This window comes from Streptomyces tricolor (assembly GCF_002155905.1).
Classification (GTDB): domain Bacteria; phylum Actinomycetota; class Actinomycetes; order Streptomycetales; family Streptomycetaceae; genus Streptomyces; species Streptomyces tricolor.
Map to the genome: position 1 here is coordinate 1 of NZ_MUMF01000495.1, position 18,987 is coordinate 18,987.

General features: G+C 72.0%; 16 protein-coding genes. 5 read left to right on the forward strand and 11 right to left on the reverse strand.

The genetic code is table 11. The features are described from left to right. A partial coding sequence (locus CCN44_RS31135) for a hypothetical protein (protein WP_244203994.1) occupies positions 1 to 470 on the forward strand: 470 nt, incomplete at its 5' end. Positions 471 to 575: 105 nt separating this feature from the next. Here the strand turns inward: CCN44_RS31135 and CCN44_RS31140 are convergent. From CCN44_RS31140 to CCN44_RS31165, 6 genes are all read right to left on the reverse strand, one after another. Continuing rightward, on the reverse strand, positions 576 to 902 hold the full coding sequence (locus tag CCN44_RS31140; RefSeq protein WP_143650059.1) for a hypothetical protein: 327 nt from the start codon (positions 900 to 902) through the stop codon (positions 576 to 578). 78 nt (positions 903 to 980) lie between these two features. Then, the gene (locus CCN44_RS44150) at positions 981 to 1,310 is read right to left on the reverse strand and encodes a hypothetical protein (protein ID WP_143650061.1); all 330 of its coding nucleotides are present in this window, start codon (positions 1,308 to 1,310) and stop codon (positions 981 to 983) included. 695 nt (positions 1,311 to 2,005) lie between these two features. Further along, on the reverse strand, positions 2,006 to 2,614 hold the full coding sequence (locus CCN44_RS31150) for a hypothetical protein (RefSeq protein WP_086701328.1): 609 nt from the start codon (positions 2,612 to 2,614) through the stop codon (positions 2,006 to 2,008). A 333-nt stretch (positions 2,615 to 2,947) separates the two neighbouring features. After that, entirely contained in the window at positions 2,948 to 3,454 is a 507-nt protein-coding gene (locus CCN44_RS31155; protein ID WP_059255654.1) for a DUF3618 domain-containing protein, read from the reverse strand. After that, positions 3,451 to 3,879: a phage holin family protein gene (locus CCN44_RS31160; protein WP_167404048.1), complete on the reverse strand. Its 429-nt coding sequence runs from the start codon at positions 3,877 to 3,879 to the stop codon at positions 3,451 to 3,453. Before CCN44_RS31160 ends, CCN44_RS31155 begins: the two co-directional genes overlap by 4 nt. A 172-nt stretch (positions 3,880 to 4,051) precedes the next feature. Further along, the gene (locus CCN44_RS31165; RefSeq protein ID WP_086701334.1) at positions 4,052 to 4,600 is read right to left on the reverse strand and encodes a phosphatase PAP2 family protein; all 549 of its coding nucleotides are present in this window, start codon (positions 4,598 to 4,600) and stop codon (positions 4,052 to 4,054) included. A gap of 875 nt (positions 4,601 to 5,475) precedes the next feature. Between CCN44_RS31165 and CCN44_RS31170 the strand changes: the two genes are divergently transcribed. After that, the gene (locus CCN44_RS31170) at positions 5,476 to 9,000 is read left to right on the forward strand and encodes a BTAD domain-containing putative transcriptional regulator (protein WP_086701337.1); all 3,525 of its coding nucleotides are present in this window, start codon (positions 5,476 to 5,478) and stop codon (positions 8,998 to 9,000) included. Positions 9,001 to 9,271: 271 nt separating this feature from the next. Here CCN44_RS31170 and CCN44_RS31175 read toward each other — a convergent pair whose 3' ends face one another. Next, positions 9,272 to 10,078 (reverse strand): aminoglycoside adenylyltransferase family protein, encoded by an 807-nt coding sequence (locus CCN44_RS31175; protein ID WP_208639874.1) that lies wholly within the window; start codon positions 10,076 to 10,078, stop codon positions 9,272 to 9,274. A 362-nt stretch (positions 10,079 to 10,440) separates the two neighbouring features. Then, a complete protein-coding gene (locus CCN44_RS31180) occupies positions 10,441 to 11,265 on the reverse strand; it encodes an SDR family NAD(P)-dependent oxidoreductase (RefSeq protein WP_086701343.1) in 825 nt (274 codons plus the stop codon). Positions 11,266 to 11,485: 220 nt separating this feature from the next. Between CCN44_RS31180 and CCN44_RS31185 the strand changes: the two genes are divergently transcribed. Further along, complete coding sequence (locus tag CCN44_RS31185; protein ID WP_059255641.1) at positions 11,486 to 11,989, forward strand: MarR family winged helix-turn-helix transcriptional regulator; 504 nt, start codon at positions 11,486 to 11,488, stop codon at positions 11,987 to 11,989. Positions 11,990 to 12,226: 237 nt separating this feature from the next. Continuing rightward, positions 12,227 to 13,918, forward strand: coding sequence for a dolichyl-phosphate-mannose--protein mannosyltransferase (locus tag CCN44_RS31190; protein ID WP_237480880.1), 1,692 nt, complete (start codon positions 12,227 to 12,229; stop codon positions 13,916 to 13,918). Between the two features lie 128 nt (positions 13,919 to 14,046). Here CCN44_RS31190 and CCN44_RS31195 read toward each other — a convergent pair whose 3' ends face one another. The 3 genes from CCN44_RS31195 to abc-f form a co-directional block, all read right to left on the reverse strand. Next, a complete protein-coding gene (locus CCN44_RS31195) occupies positions 14,047 to 14,607 on the reverse strand; it encodes a CGNR zinc finger domain-containing protein (RefSeq protein WP_086701346.1) in 561 nt (186 codons plus the stop codon). A 101-nt stretch (positions 14,608 to 14,708) separates the two neighbouring features. Then, positions 14,709 to 16,391 carry an ABC-F family ATP-binding cassette domain-containing protein gene (locus tag CCN44_RS31200; RefSeq protein ID WP_086701350.1) on the reverse strand — a complete coding sequence of 561 codons (1,683 nt, stop codon included), beginning with the start codon at positions 16,389 to 16,391 and terminating at the stop codon, positions 14,709 to 14,711. Positions 16,392 to 16,469: 78 nt separating this feature from the next. Continuing rightward, positions 16,470 to 18,104: a ribosomal protection-like ABC-F family protein gene (abc-f, locus tag CCN44_RS31205; protein WP_086701353.1), complete on the reverse strand. Its 1,635-nt coding sequence runs from the start codon at positions 18,102 to 18,104 to the stop codon at positions 16,470 to 16,472. Positions 18,105 to 18,499: 395 nt separating this feature from the next. Here abc-f and CCN44_RS31210 point away from each other — a divergent pair. Then, the coding region (locus tag CCN44_RS31210) for a molybdopterin-dependent oxidoreductase (RefSeq protein WP_244203995.1) at positions 18,500 to 18,987 on the forward strand (488 nt) is incomplete at its 3' end.

Genomic DNA, 18,987 nt, shown 5'->3' on the forward strand with positions numbered 1-18,987 from the left:
CCCCCGCGCCCGTCTGGGCTCGCCGCGCCGCCCACGCCATCGCTCTGTGCGCCGTCCCGTCCGGCCTGTGGCGCATCGCCATGGCGTCCGGTGTCCATGTGGGCTACAGCGACCAGGTGCTGCGCGACGTCTTCGACATTCCGGGCTGGGGCATCGCCTACGTCGTCGGTCTCACCGTCCTCGCCGAACTGGCCGCTCTGTTCCCACTGCTGCTGGTCAGCGACCGGTGGCGGCCCCTGCGTCCCAGGATCCTCGCCCCGCTGGCCTGGACCGCCTCGGGCGTCCTGGTCGTGGTGGCCCTGTGGCAGCTCGTGGTCGCTTTCACCGTCGAGAGCCAGACGTACATGTCGAGCGGTACGGCACAGACCGTCTGGGGCTTCGCTTTCGCCCCGCTGTTCGCCATCCCGGCCCTGATGACCGCGGTGACCTGGTCGTACACAAAGCGGCACCGGGCACGGGGACGGGCATGACCCCTGCGACAGTCCCCGGCGATCAGCACATCGTCCGGCGTCGGAGCACGCGCCGGAGTCGGCTCGCCTCGTCGGCCTCGTCCGGGCACCGAGATGCCCGGCGACCTACCCGGAACCGACCGCCGGCGCGCCCTGTGCTCGTCCCTTCGGGGCTCCGCTGTCCGTCTGTGCGTGCTGTGGAGCCGTGGGCTCGCGCAGTTGCAGTCTGCGGGTGTGGAGATCTTCTGGCAGCTGAGTGATGCGCCGTTCGAGGGCTTGGATGCACACCACGGCAACGCCAAAGGCGTCGACCACGTCGATGCGCCTGTCCGAGCTGCCCAGGTGGAAGGCGGCGTGCCAGTCCTGCGCCATGGGGTCGAGATGACGGACACCTTCCGGTTCCCATGTGCAGCGCCACGTGCTCACCGGCAGCCTGGCCACCGCATCCAGCACAGGCGGGGGGTGGGGACGGACGCTGGAGGCTCTGGCGGTAGGCGGCACGCGCCACGGCTACGGTCCGGCGAAGACGCGTCAGCACGAGCACCACTGCACAGCGGTCACGCAGGTCTTCGCCGCCCGGTCCGACGTGAAGCCCTTTTGAGCAAAGCCGACCTGGCCGACGCCTTGACTGCCGCAGTCGTTCTGGGGTGCGGTAACCGGAATCTGGCCGACGCTGCCGGACACGACATCCGCGGCAGCGGCTGCCAGGCCCGTGGCGGGGTGCTTCGACGTGTGGTTGGTGCAGGCATTGCCGAACGTGGGGTTCAGGGCGCCGAGGTAATTGTCAGCGTGCGCCGTTCCGGCGGCAGCGGCCAAGCCGGCCAGTGCGGCCGTGCCTGCTGCGGACAGGCGCAGGACCAAAGGGCTTGGCGGAAGCCTCGGTGGCGTCCGGCACCGTCATGCGCGGTCGGGCGGTCCCGCTCGCTGCGGACTGTCAGTGCCACGCCGTAGGCTGCCGGGCATGGGCCATTCCTGGACGCGACCGCACGAGCACCTCGGCACGCCACCCGGCCCGCGCACTTCGGCATGGTCAAGGGGGCGGAAGCGGTGCGCGTGACGGCGACCGGCCGGACGGCCCCGGTCCCGATCGTCACCGACCACGGCGGCTTCCGGTATTTTCCCGATCATGCCCTTCGACCTCGCCGTATCCAGCCCGTGGCCGCGACGGTGACCCCCGTCGGCGCCGACGACCACCCGCAAGCACCCGTATCCCGCGACCCGCGGCCAGCCAGTAGAAAGCAGACTGCATAGTGTTCCAGGAAACCCCCATCTTCAGCCGCCTCGTCGCCGAGCGCGGCGACATCCCCGCCCAGGTACGCGGCGAAGCCGACCGCATACACCGTGACCTGGCACGGGTGATGCCCTGGATATCCGCTTCCGGCCTGCCCGCCGGGCCGGTGCAGGACAGGACGAGATGGTGACGGCGCGGACGTTCCGTCAGCTCTGCCGCGTGCCTGCCGCAACGGCCTGATGGGGCAAGGGCATCCGCCAGGGCGAAGGCGAAGCAGAACCGCACCGCGCCCTCTGCGGACGGCCCCGCCGTGGGCTGAGGAGGCTCAGCCCGCGGTGAGCTGGAAGTAGGCGGTCTCCCTGTAGCCGGCGTCGGGCACGGCCACCTCGACGGTGACCGGGATGCCGGCCCGAGTGGGCTTGATGCGGACGGGTACCGTGCGCTTCTCGCCCTCGGCGAGCGGCGGCAGAAGCGCGGCGGCCGATGCCTCTTCGTTCAGCCAGTCCAGGTCGTAGTCGCTGACGTAGTCGTCGTGGCTCTTGCCGGGACGTACGACGAGTGCTGCCTGACCGATGTCCGAGACGCTGTCTTCGCGCGACCGGCCACCCGGTCGTACGGCGGAGTCGGTGCCGTTCTCGTAGGTCACGGAGAAGGCGTAGGCTCCGCCGGCCTCGGCGCGCGGTGGACTGACGGTGATCTTCAGGCCGTCTTCGAACTGGGCCGTGGCGCCGGGACCGAGAGGGTCGGACACATGGCCCGACGGTCCCGCCTGCTCCATCTGCCCGTACCCGTCGATGCCTTTCTCCAGGTTCTCCAGTGCGTAGGCCCCGTACGCCACCAGCGCCAGGAGAATGATCGCTGCGATCGCGCAGCCGCCGACCCACCGTGTGCCCGGTGCGGCCTCGGTGGTGGTGGGAGCCGGGTTCGTGTCCATGCTGGGCACGATAGAAGTCGAACCGCGCGTCGATCACGAGTAGCGATACTCAGGGACAGCTAGGTATCTGCCCGGACGCCGACCGCGTTCGAGAGCCTCCTCGCCGGCAGGGAGGCCATGGTCCTGGCCGGCCGAGGACCCACGAGAAGGGGTGCCGGTATCCGTGTCACACCGGCACCCCCGTTTCGCGTCCGAGGTCAGCCGGGCCGAGTGCCGGTCATACGGCATGTGGCGGCGGCGCCGGCTCGGTCGACGGGGGCCCTGACCCCCGCGAGAACGCCCCCTGCGGGGTGGCGGCGAACAGCGCCTCCCTCCAGGCCCGTTCCTCGTCGCTCACCTCTTCGTCCGCCGGCACGCCAGCCACACCAGGGCAGTCGTACCGGCCGCCGCCGCCAGCAGCAGGTTGCGGTTGTCCCGTGCCAGCTGCGCTCCTTGGGCCGTCTTCTGCCGCACCGGCTCGGGCGCCTTCTCCTGCCACGTCTGGGCGGTTCGGGCCGCCTTCGCCACGGCCTGCTCGGCTTTGTCCTTGAGCGGGTCGGGCAGCCTGTCCTGCGCCTGCTGGGCCAGGTCGGCCGCCTTCGTCCTCAGTTCCCCGGCCTTGAGCGCGGCCTGCTCCTTCAGCTCACCGGCCTTGGCGGCGGTCTGCTCCTTCAGCTCACCGGCCTTTGCGGCGGTCTGTTCCTTGACCTCGGCGGCCTTCTCCCGTGCGCGCGCCTTGACGTCGGTCTTGGCCGCCAACGCCTCGACGGTCTGCCCGAGTTCTTCGCGGGTCTGCTCGACCTGTTCCCGCAACTCGTCGGGGGTGGAGGCGGTGGGCTCGTCGTGGGGCGGCTGGGTCATCGGTGTGCACTCTCCTTGATCTCGGCCACGTCGGCCTTCACGCTCTCGACCGTCTGCTCGGGCGTGGGCGGCGCGGCCTGGTCGACCTGCTTCTTTCCACGTATGGCCAGCACCGCGGCGATCACACCCAGCACTGCTGTGACGATCAGCGCCGCCGCCCACACCGGCAGCGGCACCGCCAGCGCGGCGATCCCGGTGGCCACCAGCGCCTGCAGCGTCAGGAAGCCGACCACCCCGGCGCCGCCGAACAGCCCGCCACCCTTGCCGTAGCGCTTGCCCTTCTCCCTCATCTCCGCCTGCGCCAGCCTCAGTTCGCCGCGCACCAGCTCCGTCAGCTGCTGCGACGCCCGCTGCACCAGCTCGCTCACCGGCTCGTCGGTGGCGTGAGCCCTCCTGCGGTCGGGGCCGGCAGAGGGGGGTTGCATGGTCGACACGACGATCACCTCCCGTCTTCTGTATCTGTTTCATGACGACGGGCTCGTGCGAGCCCGCCCCTGTGGTGAGGACGCGAGTACCCCGAACGGAGCAGACCAGGACAAGGCTTGCGGATGACGAGGACCCGCACGGTGCGTACGGGGTTGTCCCGGCGGACAACCGCTACAGCCAGTGGCGCAGGATCAGGTGCGGGGCACGGCGGGTGAACGAGGCGCTGGCCAGGCCGATGGCCGCGCCGGCGGCGACGTCGCTGGGGTAGTGGGCGCCGCTTTGCACGCGTTCGACGGCCACCAAGGCGGTGGGCACCGCGCACAGGGCACCGGCCAACGGCCACGCCGGGGCCACTGCGGCGGTGAAGGCGACCGCGGCGGCGGTGTGCCCGGAGGGGAAGTACGAAGAGCTGGGTCTGTCCTCGGTCTCGTCGTGCGGGAACCACTGTTTCGGGGGCCGGGGACGGTCGGCCAGCTGCTTGCACACGCCGTTCGAGACCAGCTGCGCCAGGGCCACGGCGGCCAGACCCGCGGCGGCGGCCCTGCGGCCGCGCCGGCCGCCCAGCCAGGCCATCACCACGGCCGCGCCGCACCACAGCTTCGTTCCCTCCGCTGTCTCTTCCACCGCTGACAGCGTCCGGTGAAGGCCGGGTGAGGCGCTGGTGGCGAGCCGCTTGGTCAGATGCCGGTCGGTCTCACGAATTGCTGCCAGCACGCTCATGGCCTGCGGGTATCCCACCGATCACCGGCCATGCCCGGCGCCGGCGCGGCTTTCTGAGTGGTCAGGTCGCGTCCGGGCGGCCGACACCACGCCCGCGCCCCGTCCGCCCGGCGGAGCCGCTCGCACAGCCGCCGCTCCCACTCCTCACCGGCGGCGATCCAGCCCCCACCGCCGGGCGCGCCCAAGCCGCAGCGTCGCCTGAGATGAGGACGAGGGGCCGGAGCAGAGCGCCGTGCGCCCCACGGGTCAGTTGAGCATCAGAGCGGCGTCCCAGCCGGTCGCCGGGGACCGGCCCGTGGCGAAGGTGTGGAGGGCGAGCGCCACGCCCGCCGCGCCCTGGAGGAACCCGGGGCGGTCGGCCACGAACGGACTGATGCTCCTGTCCTGGTAGCCGAACGGATGCGCCGGATGAAACCCCCGAGGACCCGGCCGGCCAGTCGCTCGGCACCCGACCTCAGCTCCGCGTCCCCGCTGTCGGCGGCCATGCACTGCACCGTGTGCAGTGTCCCGGCCCAGCCGTGGCACACGAGAAGTCGGAGACCAGGGGGGGGCGTTCCTCCAGACTGCGCGGCCGCTCTCACCCGTCGCCCAGCAGTCGCCGGCGTGCACCACGTCGATGTCGGTGCGGCGAGCGAGACTCACTGCGGCCCCCTTGTGAGCAGCGGACCGCCGCATGACGCGATCACGGCGTGATCACGACTGCCTCTGCGCCCCTGGAACCGCCGATACTTCCGGTGTCCGACGCGTTCACAGGCCGGCCCAGCTCCCTTGCACAGTTGTGCCGACCCCTTGAACGCGCTGGAGACGTACGTTCCGAGCGGCTGTCGGGAAGCCGCCCGGCACGGTGCCCACAGCGGAAGAGGATCGGCGCAGGTATGGAGTTCGGCACGGGCGGAGAGTGCGGCACCGGTCTGGAGTTCACGCTGCTCGGCGACGTACAGGCCGTCGCGGACGGCAGGCCGCTGCCCCTGGGACCCGCACGGCAGCGGAGCGTCCTGGTCGCGCTCCTGATCGACGCGGGGCACGTCGTCACGGTGGACACCCTCATGGAACGGGTATGGGGTGACGGCCCTCCCCAACGCGCCCGGGGGACCCTGCACGCCTATCTCTCCCGGCTCAGGAACGCCTTCGGCCCCGGACGGCAGTTGCTCGCCCGCCGCCCGGGCGGCTACGCCCTCCTGGCGGACCCGCTCACCGTCGACCTGAACCGCTTCCGCGCCCACACCGCCGCAGCCCGCAGAACAGGGGACGACCGGGCCAGGGAGGCGTTGTTCGGACGGGCGCTGAGCCTGTGGCGGGGCGAGGCGTGCGCGGGCCTGGAGACGGCGTGGATCAGCGGACTGCGCGAAGTCCTGCACCAGGAGAGGTTCCTGGCCCGGCTCGACCACGCCGACGTCCGGCTGCGCCTGGGCGACCACACACGGCTGGTGTCCGAGTTGTCCGCTCTGGCGGACCGGTACCCGCTGGACGAGCGTCTGGCCGGGCAGCTGATGCTCGCCCTGTACAGGTCGGGGCGCTCGGCGGACGCCCTGCAGCACTTCCACGTCATACGGGCCAGACTGGCCGAAGAACTGGGCTGCGACCCCGGTCCCGCACTGCGCACCCTCCACCGACGACTGCTGACGAACGACCCGGCCCTGACGGCACCAGCCACGGAGCCCCCGGCCGCCGAGGCGCCCCCGGCCGTTGCGTCCCCGCCGAGTGCGCCTTCCGCACGGGGCCGGCTGGTCGGCCGCTCGGCCGAACTGCGCACACTCACCGGCCTGCTGGACGACTTCGTCACCCAGGACGGTGCGAGGGACGCGGCCCCGCTCGGATTCGACATCCTGGGGGAGCCCGGCATGGGCAAGACCCGGCTGCTGGACGAGGTGGTGCGGGCGGCGCGCGATCGAGGGCTGACGGTCCTCCACAGCACGGGCGCGCCCAGCGATCCTCACCCCTACGGCGTCATCGTGGAGGCCCTCGCCGACGCCGTCACCGCCGGCGAGCGCCGATTGCGGGCCGCGCTGCCCACCGCGACCGTCCGGGTGCTGGGCACGCTCTTCCCCGTACTGGCCGACGGCCCCGCCACCGTGCCCGGCCCGGCCACCACCGAACGGCACTGGCTGCACCGGTCCCTCGCCTCCCTGCTCGAAACGCTGGCCATGTCCGACAGGACGGTCCTCGTCATCGACGACCTCCACGCGGCGGACGAGGCCACCAGCGAACTCATCGCGTACCTGCTGCGCCGTCCGGTGCGCGCCCGGCTGCTCCTGGCCCTCGCACACCGGCCGCGGCAGATCACACCACGCCTCGAACAAGCCCTCGCGCGCAGCGCGGCCGAAGGCCGACTGGTGCGCAGCGAACTGGCACCGCTGTCACGGGCGGACGCCCAGCACCTGTGCCCGAGCGTGCGCGGCCGGCGTCGGCTTGCGTGGATGTACGAGGTCAGTGGAGGCAACCCGCTCTACCTGGAATGCCTCGCGCGCCTGCCCCCGCACACGGCCGTCGGTACGGGCGACCGCCCCGCGGGGCCGGCCGACCCGCACGGTCACACGGACGGACTGCCGGGCGCGGTCCGCGCGGACGTCCTCGCGGAGCTCAGCGGCCTGCCCGCGGCGACGGTGACCGTGGCGCGTGCCGCCGCTGTGCTCGGGGACCCGTTCGACGCGGCCGGTGCGGCGGCCGTCGCCGGGACCGCCTTCGACGAGACTCTCACGGCACTCGACGCGCTGGCCGCACGTGACCTCGTACGCGCCACGGGCGACGCCCAGCGCTTCCGTTTCCGCCACCCGCTGGTGCGCACGGCCGTCTACGAAGGAGCGGACGCCGGCTGGCTGATCGGCGCCCACATCCGGGCGGAGGAGGCGCTGCGCCTCGCCGGTGCGCCGCCGAGCGCGCGCGCCGTGCACGTGCTGTGCTCCGCCCGTGCCGGCGACGACGCGGCGGCCGCGCTGCTGGCCCGTGCGGCCCGCGACGTCCTGTCCACCTCGCCGTCCACCTCGGCGAGGTGGACGGAGCAGGCGCTCCGGTTGCTCCCACCAAAGGTGCCGCGTCCCGATCTCTGGGCGCAGCGGACCGATGCCCTGCACCGGGCGGGGCACCTGCGGGAAAGCCGCGAGTTCCTCCGTACGGTCATGCCTCGTCTGCCCGCCGGCGCCGCGGAGCAGCACGCACGTCTGGTGGTCTCGCTCGCCACCACGGAGTGGCTGCTCGGCGAGTACGACGGGGCGATCGGCCTCCTGCTGGAGGAGCTGTCCGGTGCCGTCACCCACTCACCCGGCACCACCGCCGATCTCCAGGCGGCGGTCGCTTCCGTGGCCGTACGCACAGCGGACTTCGACACCGCCGTGCGGTGGGCACGACGCTCACTGCGATCCGCCACGTGCGCCGGCAGCGCGCCGCAGCGCAACGCGGCCCTGGGGCTGCTCGCGCTCGCCCGGACGTCAGCCGGTGACTACACCGCTGCCCGGGCCGACCTGGAGCGTGCGTCAGCCGCCCTGGAACAGCTCGCGGACGAAGAGCTCCAGGACCACCTCGGCACGTGTGTCACCGTCGGGTGGTCCCAGATGCTCTGGGGCCACCATCATGCGGCGCTGCGCACGCTCGACAGAGCGCTGCGGATGTCGTACCGCACCGGCCACCACGTCCTGCTGTGCGACTTGTTCGCCGCTGCCGCCTACGCGTACCTGTTCCTGGGCCGCCTCGACGAAGCCGACGCCCACGCGGAGGACGCCCTGGAGGCGGCCTCGTTCACCGGGAGCGACGAGCCGTCGTCGCTCGCCGGCGCGGTCAAGGCCGCCGTACGGCTCTGGCGGGGACAGGTCGAGGAGGCGCGGCGGATCTGCACGTCGATGGTGCCCTCGCAGGGCTCGGACCGCGGGCCGTCGACAGCCCGCGCCGTCGCTCTGGGGGTCCTCGGGCAGACGATGCTGCTCACCGGCGACCCCGACGGATGCGCGGCCCTCACCCTGCGCGCGGGCGGCGGCGTGGACCTGGGGCGTTTCGAGGCCCCGATGCGTCCGCTGTGGTATTCGGTGCTCACCGGTGCCGCGCTGGCGCGGGACGATCCCGGCCAGGCCGCCGAGTGGTCGCGCCGGGCCGCGGAGTCCGCCGATCCGGACGGCCCGCGCCCCCAGCACGGCTTCGTCGCCCTCACCCGGGCCGAGAACCTCCTCGCCCGGCGCGACGGCGCTCCGGCGGCGCGCCTGGCCCATGAGGCGGCGGAGCTGTTCGACGCGAACGCCATGTCCGTGTACGCCGCGTCCGCGAGGCTCACGGCGGGCCGCGCCTGGTTCGTGGACGCCCGTCCCGACCTCGCCCGCGAGCAACTCCTCCGGGCCCGTCGGCAGGCGCAGGAGTGCGGGGCGCACGCACTGGGGCAGGCGGCCGAGTCGCTCCTCGCGGACCCGGGCGCGTGAGCCGGCGGGCAGAGCACGGCGGAGGCCCCCGCAGGACGGGGTCACTTGGCGGAGCCGGGCCGGCCAGTGCGTTGCGGAACAAGGTGCGCAACGACGGCCTGCCTTGCTCCGCATCGCACGTCTCGCCAGACTCGGCCTGACGGTCGGCACCGCAGCCGCACTGGCCATCGGCCTGACCTCCACCGCGCAGGCCGCCCAGGGGAAGGATCCGGTACTTCAGCGCCTCCGGACAGGAATTCGAGATCGTCAACCCGCCGACACAAGGCGGTGTCTACCCGCCCAGCAAGGAGCGGAGGATGTCGTGCTCTGCCATCCGCGGGGCGCGGGTGAGCAGCCGGTCGATCTCAGTGAGCACGTGGTTCACATGCGGACGCACCTGCGCCCGCAATGCGGCGCTCCAGCTCTCCTCGGAGTAGGGGCAGTCGAGGTAGAGCTGCCTGGCGTGCTCAAGGACGGCGCGGTGCTCGGTCGGGAGCTGGGCGAGGGCCCGGTCGGCGGCGGCGTCCTTCGACACGATCCGTCCGGTGGCGAGCGTGGTCCAGATGCGGGCGAGGGTCAGCAGGACGTTGCGGGTGTCGCTGTCCAGGTCGTCCAGCAGGCCGGGGACACCCGAGACGCTCGCCCGGACCAGGTCGGCCCGGGGAACAGGGTCGAGGACCAGCGCCGGGCGCGGGCCGGTGAGGGGGTGGTCGCCGGCCAGGGCCATGGTGATGAGCAGGGCAAGGTCGGGCATCGACTCCGGCTGGGGGACCGCCCCGGCCTCGTACTCCGCGCGCAGCCACTCGCCGTAGAGGAAGTCGCCGGTCGGCGGATACCGCCACGGCCGGACCTCGGACTGTACGACCACGGTGAGCTCGACCGGCCGAACCTCGTTTCGGGAGCCGGAAATCCGGAGCAGTCCACCGAGGAGTGTCCGCCGTTCCTGCTCGTCCATGCGCCGCCGGGAGACGACCAGTACGTCGACGTCGCTGGCCGGCCTGAGTCCACCGAGCACGCAGGAGCCGTGGAGGTAGGTGCCGATGACATCTCGGCCGAGCACACCGCCGACCAGCTCCACGACCTCCTGAACCTGATTCACTGCACCAGCGTGTCCTGTCATCCGGCCGACTGCACGGCATTATCGACGTCGGGTGGCCTGGGAGACGTGGGGATGCCCAGGGCGACAGGGCGAGGCCGGTTCTGGTGCGGAAGCCGTCGAGGTCGGGCCGGTACTGAAGGCTTTGAGCGGGTTGCGGACGAGCGTTTCGGTCCCTGTCTGGTGCCAGAACGGCAGCGCCAGTGCCTGTTGACCACCGCCCTCGCGGCCCACGCCGCCCCCACCAAGGCCCGCGAGCTGGCCGGCAGGGTCGTCCGTGCCGGGGCGGTCCCCCCGGACTGAGCACGGCCGCCGGTGAAGGCACGTACGGTCCGCCCGGCTCGGACGACCCGCACGGTGCGTGGTCAGACCTGCGAGCCCTCGGCCAGTGCGGACACATCGGCCCAGTCGGTCCACGTCTTGAGCCGCTCGGCGTAGACCTGGCTGACGACCGGGAGGGAAGAGCTGCCGAAGAAGACCCGCAGCGGCGGGTTCTCGGCGTCGACGATCTTCAGCAGTGCCGGACCGGCCGCGGCGGGATCGCCGGCCGGGGCACCGCTGAAGGCGTCGACCACCGCGGCGCGCACCCCGTCGTAGACGGACAGAGGCTCGGCGTGGACGCCGGAGGAACCCGCCGCGTCGGTGGCGAAGTTGCCGGGCTCGACGAGAGTGACCTTGATGCCGAAGGCGGCGACTTCCTGGGCCAGGGTGTCGGTCAGCCCTTCCAGGGCCCACTTCGAGGCGTGGTAGCCGCCCATGTGCGGCCAGGTCGTGACACCGCCGAAGGAGGAGATCTGGACGATGTGACCGCTGCCCTGAGCACGCAGGAACGGCAGAGCGGCCTGCGTCACCCACAGGGCGCCGAAGAAGTTGGTCTCGAACTGGTCGCGGATCTGCTCCTCGCTCAGCTCCTCGACCATGCCGAACACGGCGTATCCGGCGTTGTTGACGACGACGTCGAGGCGGCCGAAGTACGCGTGGGCACGCTCGACGGCCTCGACGACCGCACCCCGGTCCGTCACATCCAGCGCGATCGGCAGGACGGCGTCTTCGTAAGCGGTGACGAGGTCCGCGAGCGCGGCGGTGTCACGAGCGGTGGCCGCGACCTTGTCGCCCCGGGAGAGTGCCGCTTCGACGAACCGGCGGCCGAAGCCGCGGGACGAGCCGGTGATGAACCAGATCTTGCTCATGGAGGTGCTCCCAGAGGGTGAACGAAGTTCCCTGGCTGCGCGGTGGTCACAAGCCGCTCCACGAGGCAGCGCAGGATCGTATGGCCGACCAAATAAATTGTTGGTCGACCAATTAGTGATGTCGGGCCCACCGTACCCCAATCTTTGGTCGCCCAAGTAAAGTGGGGGATCGGGGCGTCGTCAGGCGTTCTCAGGTCGCTCGGAGAGGCACGAAGCAGTGATGAACACCACCGAGGAGCCGGCGGGGACGGATACGGCGGGGCCTGCCGTACGGCCCGCCGTCGCCCGAGGCGGTCCGGTCAGCCATGCGCTGTGCCGGGTGGCCCGGCTGCACCGTACGGCGGCCGCGGCCCTGCTGCGCGATCTCGGGCTGTACCCGGGTCAGGAGCTGGTGATGATGCACCTGTGGGAGAGCGGCCCGGTCATCCGCCAGTCGGACCTGGTCCGGATGCTCGGCCTCGACCCCTCCACGGTCACCAAGACGCTCCAGCGAATGGAACAGGCCGGGCATGTACGACGCCTGCCGGACCCGGCGGACCGGCGGGCGGTGCTGGTGGAGCCCTCCGACTCCGGCGCCCGCATGCTGGCCGAGGTCGACCGGGCCTGGAGCACCCTGGAACAGGAGAGCCTCGCCGGGCTGGACGAGGCCGAGCGGGAGCAGCTGCTGACCTTGCTGGGCCGGGTCGAGGCCAACCTCAGCGCCTACAACGCGCAAGGGCCCTGAGCCGGTCGGCAGGCCGGAGCGTACGGCAAACGCTGCCCTGCCTGACCGATGCCGTAGCTCCCTCAGTCCGCGTGCCGTTGCCGATGCCGAGACGGACCGCATGGCCGGGCCCGCACGGCCTCGGGGGAGCGGCGTGCCTGACGCCGACCTCCGAGCAGCTGTGGCTCCGCCTGTCCTGCTCTCGACGAGGAGAAAGCCGACCACGTGATCCGTAAGAACGCGCCCGCGTCCGTCGACGTGTCACGGAAGGCGGCGCACGGCCGGCCGGCCTCGTGGGAGCGGTGGCTGCACCGCTTCGGGTACGTCGCGTCGCCGCGTACGTCCGTGCGCGACCGCCTGGTGGTGCCGTTTCCCGAACCCCGATCGCAGCTGTGGCGCACGCTCGGTCCGTCCCCGGCAGCGGCGGGCCGGCTGGCGCGCTGGTCGGGCTGGGGCGGGCCGCTGCTGGTGGCGCTCCTCGCCGGGCTGCCGCGCTTCTGGCGTCTGGGCAGCCCGCGGAACCTCGTCTTCGACGAGACCTACTACGCCAAGGACGCCTGGTCTCTGCGGCGGCTCGGCTACGAGGGCACCTGGCCGGACAGCAAGACAGCCGACCCGCAGGTCCTGGCCGACCCCCAGGTGATCCCGCTCTCCGACACCGGTTCCTTCGTCGCACACCCGCCGACGGGGAAGTGGGTGATCGCCCTGGGCGAATGGATGTTCGGCCTCAGCCCCTTCGGCTGGCGCTTCATGACCGCGGTCATGGGCACGCTGTCGGTGCTGATGCTGTGCCGCATCGGGCGCCGCCTGTTCCGCTCGACGGCGCTGGGCTGCCTGGCCGGAGCGCTGATGGCGGTGGACGGTTCGCACTTCGTGATGAGCCGCACCGCGCTGCTCGACCTCATCGTCATGTTCTTCGTACTCGCCGCGTTCGGCTGCCTGCTGATCGACCGGGACCGTGCACGGGCCCGGCTCGCAGCGGCCCTGCCGGTGGACGATGACGGTCACGTACGACCGGACGACGACATCGCCGGCCGCGCCGGCACAGGAGTGCGTCCGTGGCGGCTCGCGGCCGGAGTGTTCCTGGGCCTGGCGGCCTCGACCAAATGGAACGGCCTGTACTTCCTGGCCTTCCTCACCATCCTGACCCTGCTCTGGGACGTCGGCGCCCGCCGCGTCGCCGGGGCCCGCCACCCGTACCGGGCCGTGCTGCGCAGGGACCTCGGGCGATCGGTGCTGTCCCTCGTTCCTGTCGCCGCGGCGACGTATCTGGCAACGTGGACCGGCTGGTTCCTGTCCGACGACGGCTACGGACGTCACTGGGCGGACGGCCGTGGCGGCACCTGGTCATGGATCCCGGCGCCGCTCCGCAGCCTGTGGCACTACGAGCACGGGGTCTACCAGTTCAACGTCGGCCTGCACACCCCGCACTCCTACCAGTCCGACCCGTGGAGCTGGCTGGTTCTCGGCCGCCCGGTGCTGTTCCACTACCAGTCGGTGAAACCGGGCGAGGACGGCTGCCACGCCGCGTCCGACTGCTCGCAGGCGATCCTCGCCCTGGGCACGCCGCTGCTGTGGTGGTCGGCCTGCTGCGCGCTCGTGTACGTGCTCTACCGCTGGGCGCTGCGCCGCGACTGGCGCGCGGGCGCCGTCCTGTGCGCGGTGGGAGCCGGTTACCTGCCCTGGTTCCTCTACCAGGAGCGAACGGTCTTCTCCTTCTACACCGTGGTCTTCTTGCCGTACCTGTGCCTGGCCCTGGCGATGATGCTGGGCGCCCTGCTGGGTCCTCCGGGGAGGAAGGCCGAACGCCGCAGACGGGGCGTGGTGGCCGCGGGCGCACTGGTGCTGCTCATCGCCTGGAACTTCATCTACTTCTTCCCGGTCTACACGGGCCTGACGATTCCGTACTCCAGCTGGCACACCCGGATGTGGCTCGACACCTGGGTCTGAGCACGGCTGCGCGCACTGCGTCCGCACCATGGCGCCCACCCGGAAGGCGCGGACAGGGATCCGGAACGTCCGGCCGGACACTCCTCGGTGGCAGCCCGTAGGAGCCGGGCGATGCCCGGGTCAGGGAGTCACCGCGCGGGCACGGGCGCGGTCTTCTTCCGGGCGCGGTAGGCGGCGGCCTTGATCTTGTTGCCGCAGGACTCCATGCCGCACCACTGGCGCCGCATACCCCTGGAGCGGTCGATGTAGACCCGCGTGCACTCGGGGTTGCCGCACTCCTTCATCAGGGGGACGTCCGGGCCGCTGAGCAGCTCGACGGCCTGCCGCGCGACGGTCGCCAGGGCCTGTGCCGGGGTCGCCTCGTTGTGCCGGCCCGCCAGGGTGAGCTGCGGCGTAACCGGTGTCTTCCGCGCCGCGCCGTTGACCACGGCGAGTGCCTCGCGGTCGAACTCCTCACCGAGCCGGCGGTTCGTGACGAGGCGGTAGATGGCCTCACGCACGGTGATCGCCTCCCGGACGTCCGCCTCGTCGCCGGGTGTGATCGTGTCCACGAGTCCGGACTCCAGGTACCAGGCGTTGAGCCGGTCCGGCGTCACGAACATCTCGAACCGGGTCGAGCGCCGGGCACGCAGGGTGGCCGCGAAGTCGAGGGCCGGGTGTCCGCATACGAAAACATGGTCAAGATTCACATCACCATCTTGACAGGTGACTGACGGGGAGCGCAAGAACCCGTCACCGCTCTGGGTGGTGCCACGCCGCGGGGGCACCACCGCCTGCGGCTTCCTCCGGCTCAGGCCCCGGATCGGACCGTGGCCGGGTTCTCTCGCCGTCCGCCTCCCGCGTCCGGCCGGCCTCCCGGCTCCAGACGGAGCTCCCGGCCCTGCCACCGCCGCCGCAGCCAGCGGTCGTGACTGGCGACGGCGATGGCGCCGGGGCCGGTGCCCAGCGCCTCCTCCAGTTCGTCGCACAGCCGCGGAGAGAGGTGGTTGGTCGGCTCGTCGAGCAGCAGCAGCTGGGGCGGACGGGCCACCAGCAGCGCCAGTGCGAGCCGCCGCCGCTGCCCGACGGACAGCCGCCCCACGGGTTTGTCCAGGTCTGCCTCGTGCAGCAGCCCGAGCGAGGCCAACGGCACCTGCTCGGCCCGTGACGGGCCCAGCGACAGCTCGTAGGTGTCGCGGACCGTGCGTTCGGGCCGGTCGAACACGGTGTCCTGGGTGAGCAGCCCCACCGTCAGCCGACGCCGCCTGCGCACCTCGCCCTCGGCCGCCAGCCGTCCGGCGAGTACGGCGAGCAGCGTGGACTTGCCCGCACCGTTGCCACCGGTGACCAGCAGCCGCTCGGTGGCCGAGATGTCCAGCGCGTCCAGCGCGAGCCGGCCGGGCACCCGGATGTTCCGCAGGGACACCAGCGGCTGCGGGCCCTCCTCGGCCCGTGCGGCCAGCTCCCCGGCCGCGAACCGCAGCGGGCGCGGCGGCTCGGCGACCTGGATGCGCTCCAGCTCCTCCAGTCGACGGGTGGCGTTGCGCACCCGGCGGGAGATCTGGTTCTGCACCCGGCCTGCCCGGTGGCCGTAGCCCATCTTCTCGTTGTCGGTGCGACCCCGGTCCGGAGCGACCCGGTGCGCGGTCACGCCCGCCGCCTGCCGCAGCTCCGCCAGTTCCCGCTGCTCCTCGGCGTACCGCCGCTCCCAGCGCTCCCGCTCGGCGCGCTTCTCGCCCAGGTAGGCGGTGTAGTTGCCGCCGTAGCGGACCGGGCCGTCCACCGCCGGGTCGAGGTCGACGAGGTCCGTGCAGACGGCGTCGAGGTACGCCCGGTCGTGGCTGGCGACCACGACCGTTCCGGGCAAGCCGCGGATCTGCTCCTCCAGGAAGGCGGCGGCGCCGTCGTCGAGGTGGTTGGTCGGCTCGTCGAGCAGCAGCGCGGACGGGCGTCGTACGAGCAGCGCGGCCAGGGCGAGCCGGCCGCGCTGCCCGCCGGACAGCGAGCCCAGCGTGCGGTCGTGGCCGACCGCGCCGAGGCCCAGCCCGTCCAGTACCAGGGCCGCCCGGCGGTCGGCGTCCCAGGACTCCCGGTCCTGGGCCTGCTCCAGGCGCCTGCCGTAGGCGTCGAGCAGTTCTGGGTGGCCGGGGTCGTCCTGCGGGACGCGGGCGAGTGCCTCGCCGAGCCGTTCCAGTTCGGCGAGGTCCTCGCGGGCCTCGCGCAGCGCCTCGTCCAGCACCGCGGCGACGGTGGCGTCGGCGTCGTAGGGCATCTCCTGGTGGAGGAAGCCCAGCTCGGCGGGGCGTGAGACGCTTCCCGCGTCGGGTTCGTCGACGCCGGCGAGCACCCGGAGCAGGGTGGACTTGCCGACGCCGTTCTCCCCGATCAGGCCGATGCGGTGACCGGGGGCGGCGGTCAGGGAGATGCCGTCGAGTACACGTCGGCCGCCCAGGTTGCGGACGAGGTCGTGGGCGAGCAGCGCGGGGTGGGGCATGGGGAACCGTCCAAGGTGTTCGGTGGTCGGCCCGCCGGGTGCGGAGCCTCGGACGCGGGCCACGTCACACGCCGGGGTTCACCCCACGGGGGCTCCCGTCTCCTTCAGCACGCCGTCGGCGAGCCGCAGCCAGCGGTTCACGCCGATCTCGGCGAGGAAGCGCTCGTCGTGACTGACCACCACAAAGGCTCCCTGGTAGGAGTTGAGCGCGCTCTGCAACTGGCCCGCGCCGACCAGGTCGAGGTTGTTGGTCGGCTCGTCGAGGAGGAGCAGATGGGGAGCCGGCTCGGCGCACAGCACGCAGGCCAGGGTGGCGCGCAGCCGTTCGCCGCCGGACAGGACGCCGACGGGCAGGTGGGCGCGGGCCCCCCGGAAGAGGAAGCGGGCGAGCAGGTTCATCCGCTCCGCCTCGGGCCGCTCGGGGGCGAACGCGGCGAAGTTCTCCGCCACCGTGCGGTCCAGGTCGAGCAGGTCCAGCCGCTGCGAGAGGTAGGCGATCCGGCCGTCGTTGCGCTTGATCTCCCCGCTGTCGGGAGCGAGGTCCCCGTTGATCAGCCGAAGCAGGGTGGTCTTGCCGGCGCCGTTGGGCCCCGTGAGCGCGATGCGCTCGGGGCCGCGGATGGTCATGTCGACGCCGCCGTCGGCGAAGACGGCGCGGTCGGCGTGGTGGACCCGCATGCCCTCGCCGAGGAAGAGGGTGCGGCCGGCGGGCACGTGGGTGTCGGGCAGTTCCAGGCTGAGGCGCTGTTCGTTGCGCAGCGCGCGTCCGGCCTCGTCGAGGCGGGCCTTGGCCTCGCTGACACGGGAGGCGTGCAACTGGCCGGACTTGCCGGCTGCTTCCTGTGCGCCGCGCTTCATGTTGCCGGCGAAAATCTTGGGCAGGCCGGCGTTCTTGAGGTTCTTGGAGGCGTTGCTCATGCGGCGCTCGGCGCGTTCGCGGGCCTGCTGCATCTCCCGCTTCTCGCGCTTGAGTTCCTGCTCGGCGTTGCGGACGTTCTTCTCGGCGACCTCCTGCTCGGCGCGGACGGCCTCCTCGTACTCGGTGAAGTTGCCGCCGTACAGGCGTAGTTCGCCGCTGCCGAGTTCGGCGATGCGTTCCATGCGGTCGAGCAGGGCGCGGTCGTGGCTGACCAGGAGCAGGCAGCCGGTGAAGTCCGAGAGTACGTCGTAGAGCTTGTGGCGGGCCTCGGTGTCGAGGTTGTTGGTCGGCTCGTCGAGCAGGAGGACGTCGGGGCGCTTGAGCAGCTGGGCGGCTAGGCCGAGGGAGACGACCTGGCCGCCGCTCAGGGTGCTCAGGCTGCGGTCCAGAGCGAGGCCGGCGAGGCCCAGCCGGTCCAGCTGGGCGCGGGTGCGCTCCTCGATGTCCCAGTCGTCGCCGATGGTGGTGAAGTGCTCCTCGCTGACGTCGCCGGACTCGACGGCGTCCAGGGCGCGGATCACCGCGGCGACGCCGAGCACCTCGGCGACGGTGAGGTCGCCGGTCAGGGGGAGGCTCTGCGGGAGGTAGCCCAGCGTGCCGCCGACCGACACGGAGCCGGTAACCGGCTTGAGTTCACCGGCGATCAGCTTGAGCAGGGTGCTCTTGCCGGAGCCGTTGGGGGCGACCAGTCCGGTGCGGCCGGTGGGCACGGTGAAGGACAGGTCGTGGAAGACGGGAGTGTCGTCGGGCCAGGCGAAGGACAGGCTGGAGCAGACGATGGCGGCGTCGGACATGACGAGACCTCGAAGTAACGGAGGGCAGAACAGAGACCTCTGCCCTGGGCAGACGTGGGGAAAGGGGTACGACGAGACGGGCCACGTCGGCGGCGGCGCTCCTGTGCGCCGGCCGGTGGCCGTCAGATCCGGATCTCACCCGGAGATGTCGTCTTCACCCACCACGTCTGCGACTCCTCGATCACACGGTCAGGTCACCGGGAGTTTAGCAGGTGTCGTCCCCGCGCTCCGCCCGGACGGTGTCCGCCGATCACACGTGTACGGACGTTCGGTGCCCTGTTCACCCTCTTGTTGACACTCCGAGAAGCCCGTGCCACCCTCGTCACCAGTTTAAGGGGTGACGACGCTCATGAGGAGTGCCGTTCACACGTGTGACCTGAAGGAGCGCACTGACGATGGCAGGAAAACCGAAGCGGAGGGCCGAGGGCGCACCGGTCGGGCGGCGGGCGATGCTCGGCACGCTCGGCGCGGGCGCCGCGGGGCTCGCCGCCGCGCCGTATCTCCAGCGCGGCTGGGAGGGATTCCTCGCCTCCGCCTCCCAGATGGACGTCACGGGCCTGACCGGTCTGCTGCCCAACCCGGGCGGCTTCCGGTACTACAGCGTCGTCGGCTCGGTGCCGCACAAGGACACGACCGACTACGAACTGCGGGTCGACGGCCTGGTGGACCGGCCGAAGACCTACACCCTCGGTGATCTGCGCGCGATGCCGCAGACCCGGATCGTCCACGATGTGCTGTGCACGGACGGATGGCGAGTGGACCGGACGCCTTTCGCGGGGGTCAGGCTCGCGGACATCCTCGACGCCGCGGGCGTTCGCTCCTCGGGCGCCGCGGTCCGCTTCACCTGCTTCGACGGCGCCTACACCGAGAGCCTCTCCCTGGC

Bases quoted from the DNA above. Each gene is read 5' to 3' on its own strand.
- CCN44_RS31150 (WP_086701328.1), bottom strand. From the start codon at position 2,614: ATGGACACGAACCCGGCTCCCACCACCACCGAGGCCGCACCGGGCACA.
- CCN44_RS31155 (WP_059255654.1), bottom strand. From the start codon at position 3,454: ATGACCCAGCCGCCCCACGACGAGCCCACCGCCTCCACCCCCGACGAG.
- CCN44_RS31160 (WP_167404048.1), bottom strand. From the start codon at position 3,879: ATGCAACCCCCCTCTGCCGGCCCCGACCGCAGGAGGGCTCACGCCACC.
- CCN44_RS31165 (WP_086701334.1), bottom strand. From the start codon at position 4,600: ATGAGCGTGCTGGCAGCAATTCGTGAGACCGACCGGCATCTGACCAAG.
- CCN44_RS31170 (WP_086701337.1), top strand. From the start codon at position 5,476: ATGGAGTTCGGCACGGGCGGAGAGTGCGGCACCGGTCTGGAGTTCACG.
- CCN44_RS31180 (WP_086701343.1), bottom strand. From the start codon at position 11,265: ATGAGCAAGATCTGGTTCATCACCGGCTCGTCCCGCGGCTTCGGCCGC.
- CCN44_RS31185 (WP_059255641.1), top strand. From the start codon at position 11,486: ATGAACACCACCGAGGAGCCGGCGGGGACGGATACGGCGGGGCCTGCC.
- CCN44_RS31200 (WP_086701350.1), bottom strand. From the start codon at position 16,391: ATGCCCCACCCCGCGCTGCTCGCCCACGACCTCGTCCGCAACCTGGGC.
- abc-f (WP_086701353.1), bottom strand. From the start codon at position 18,104: ATGTCCGACGCCGCCATCGTCTGCTCCAGCCTGTCCTTCGCCTGGCCC.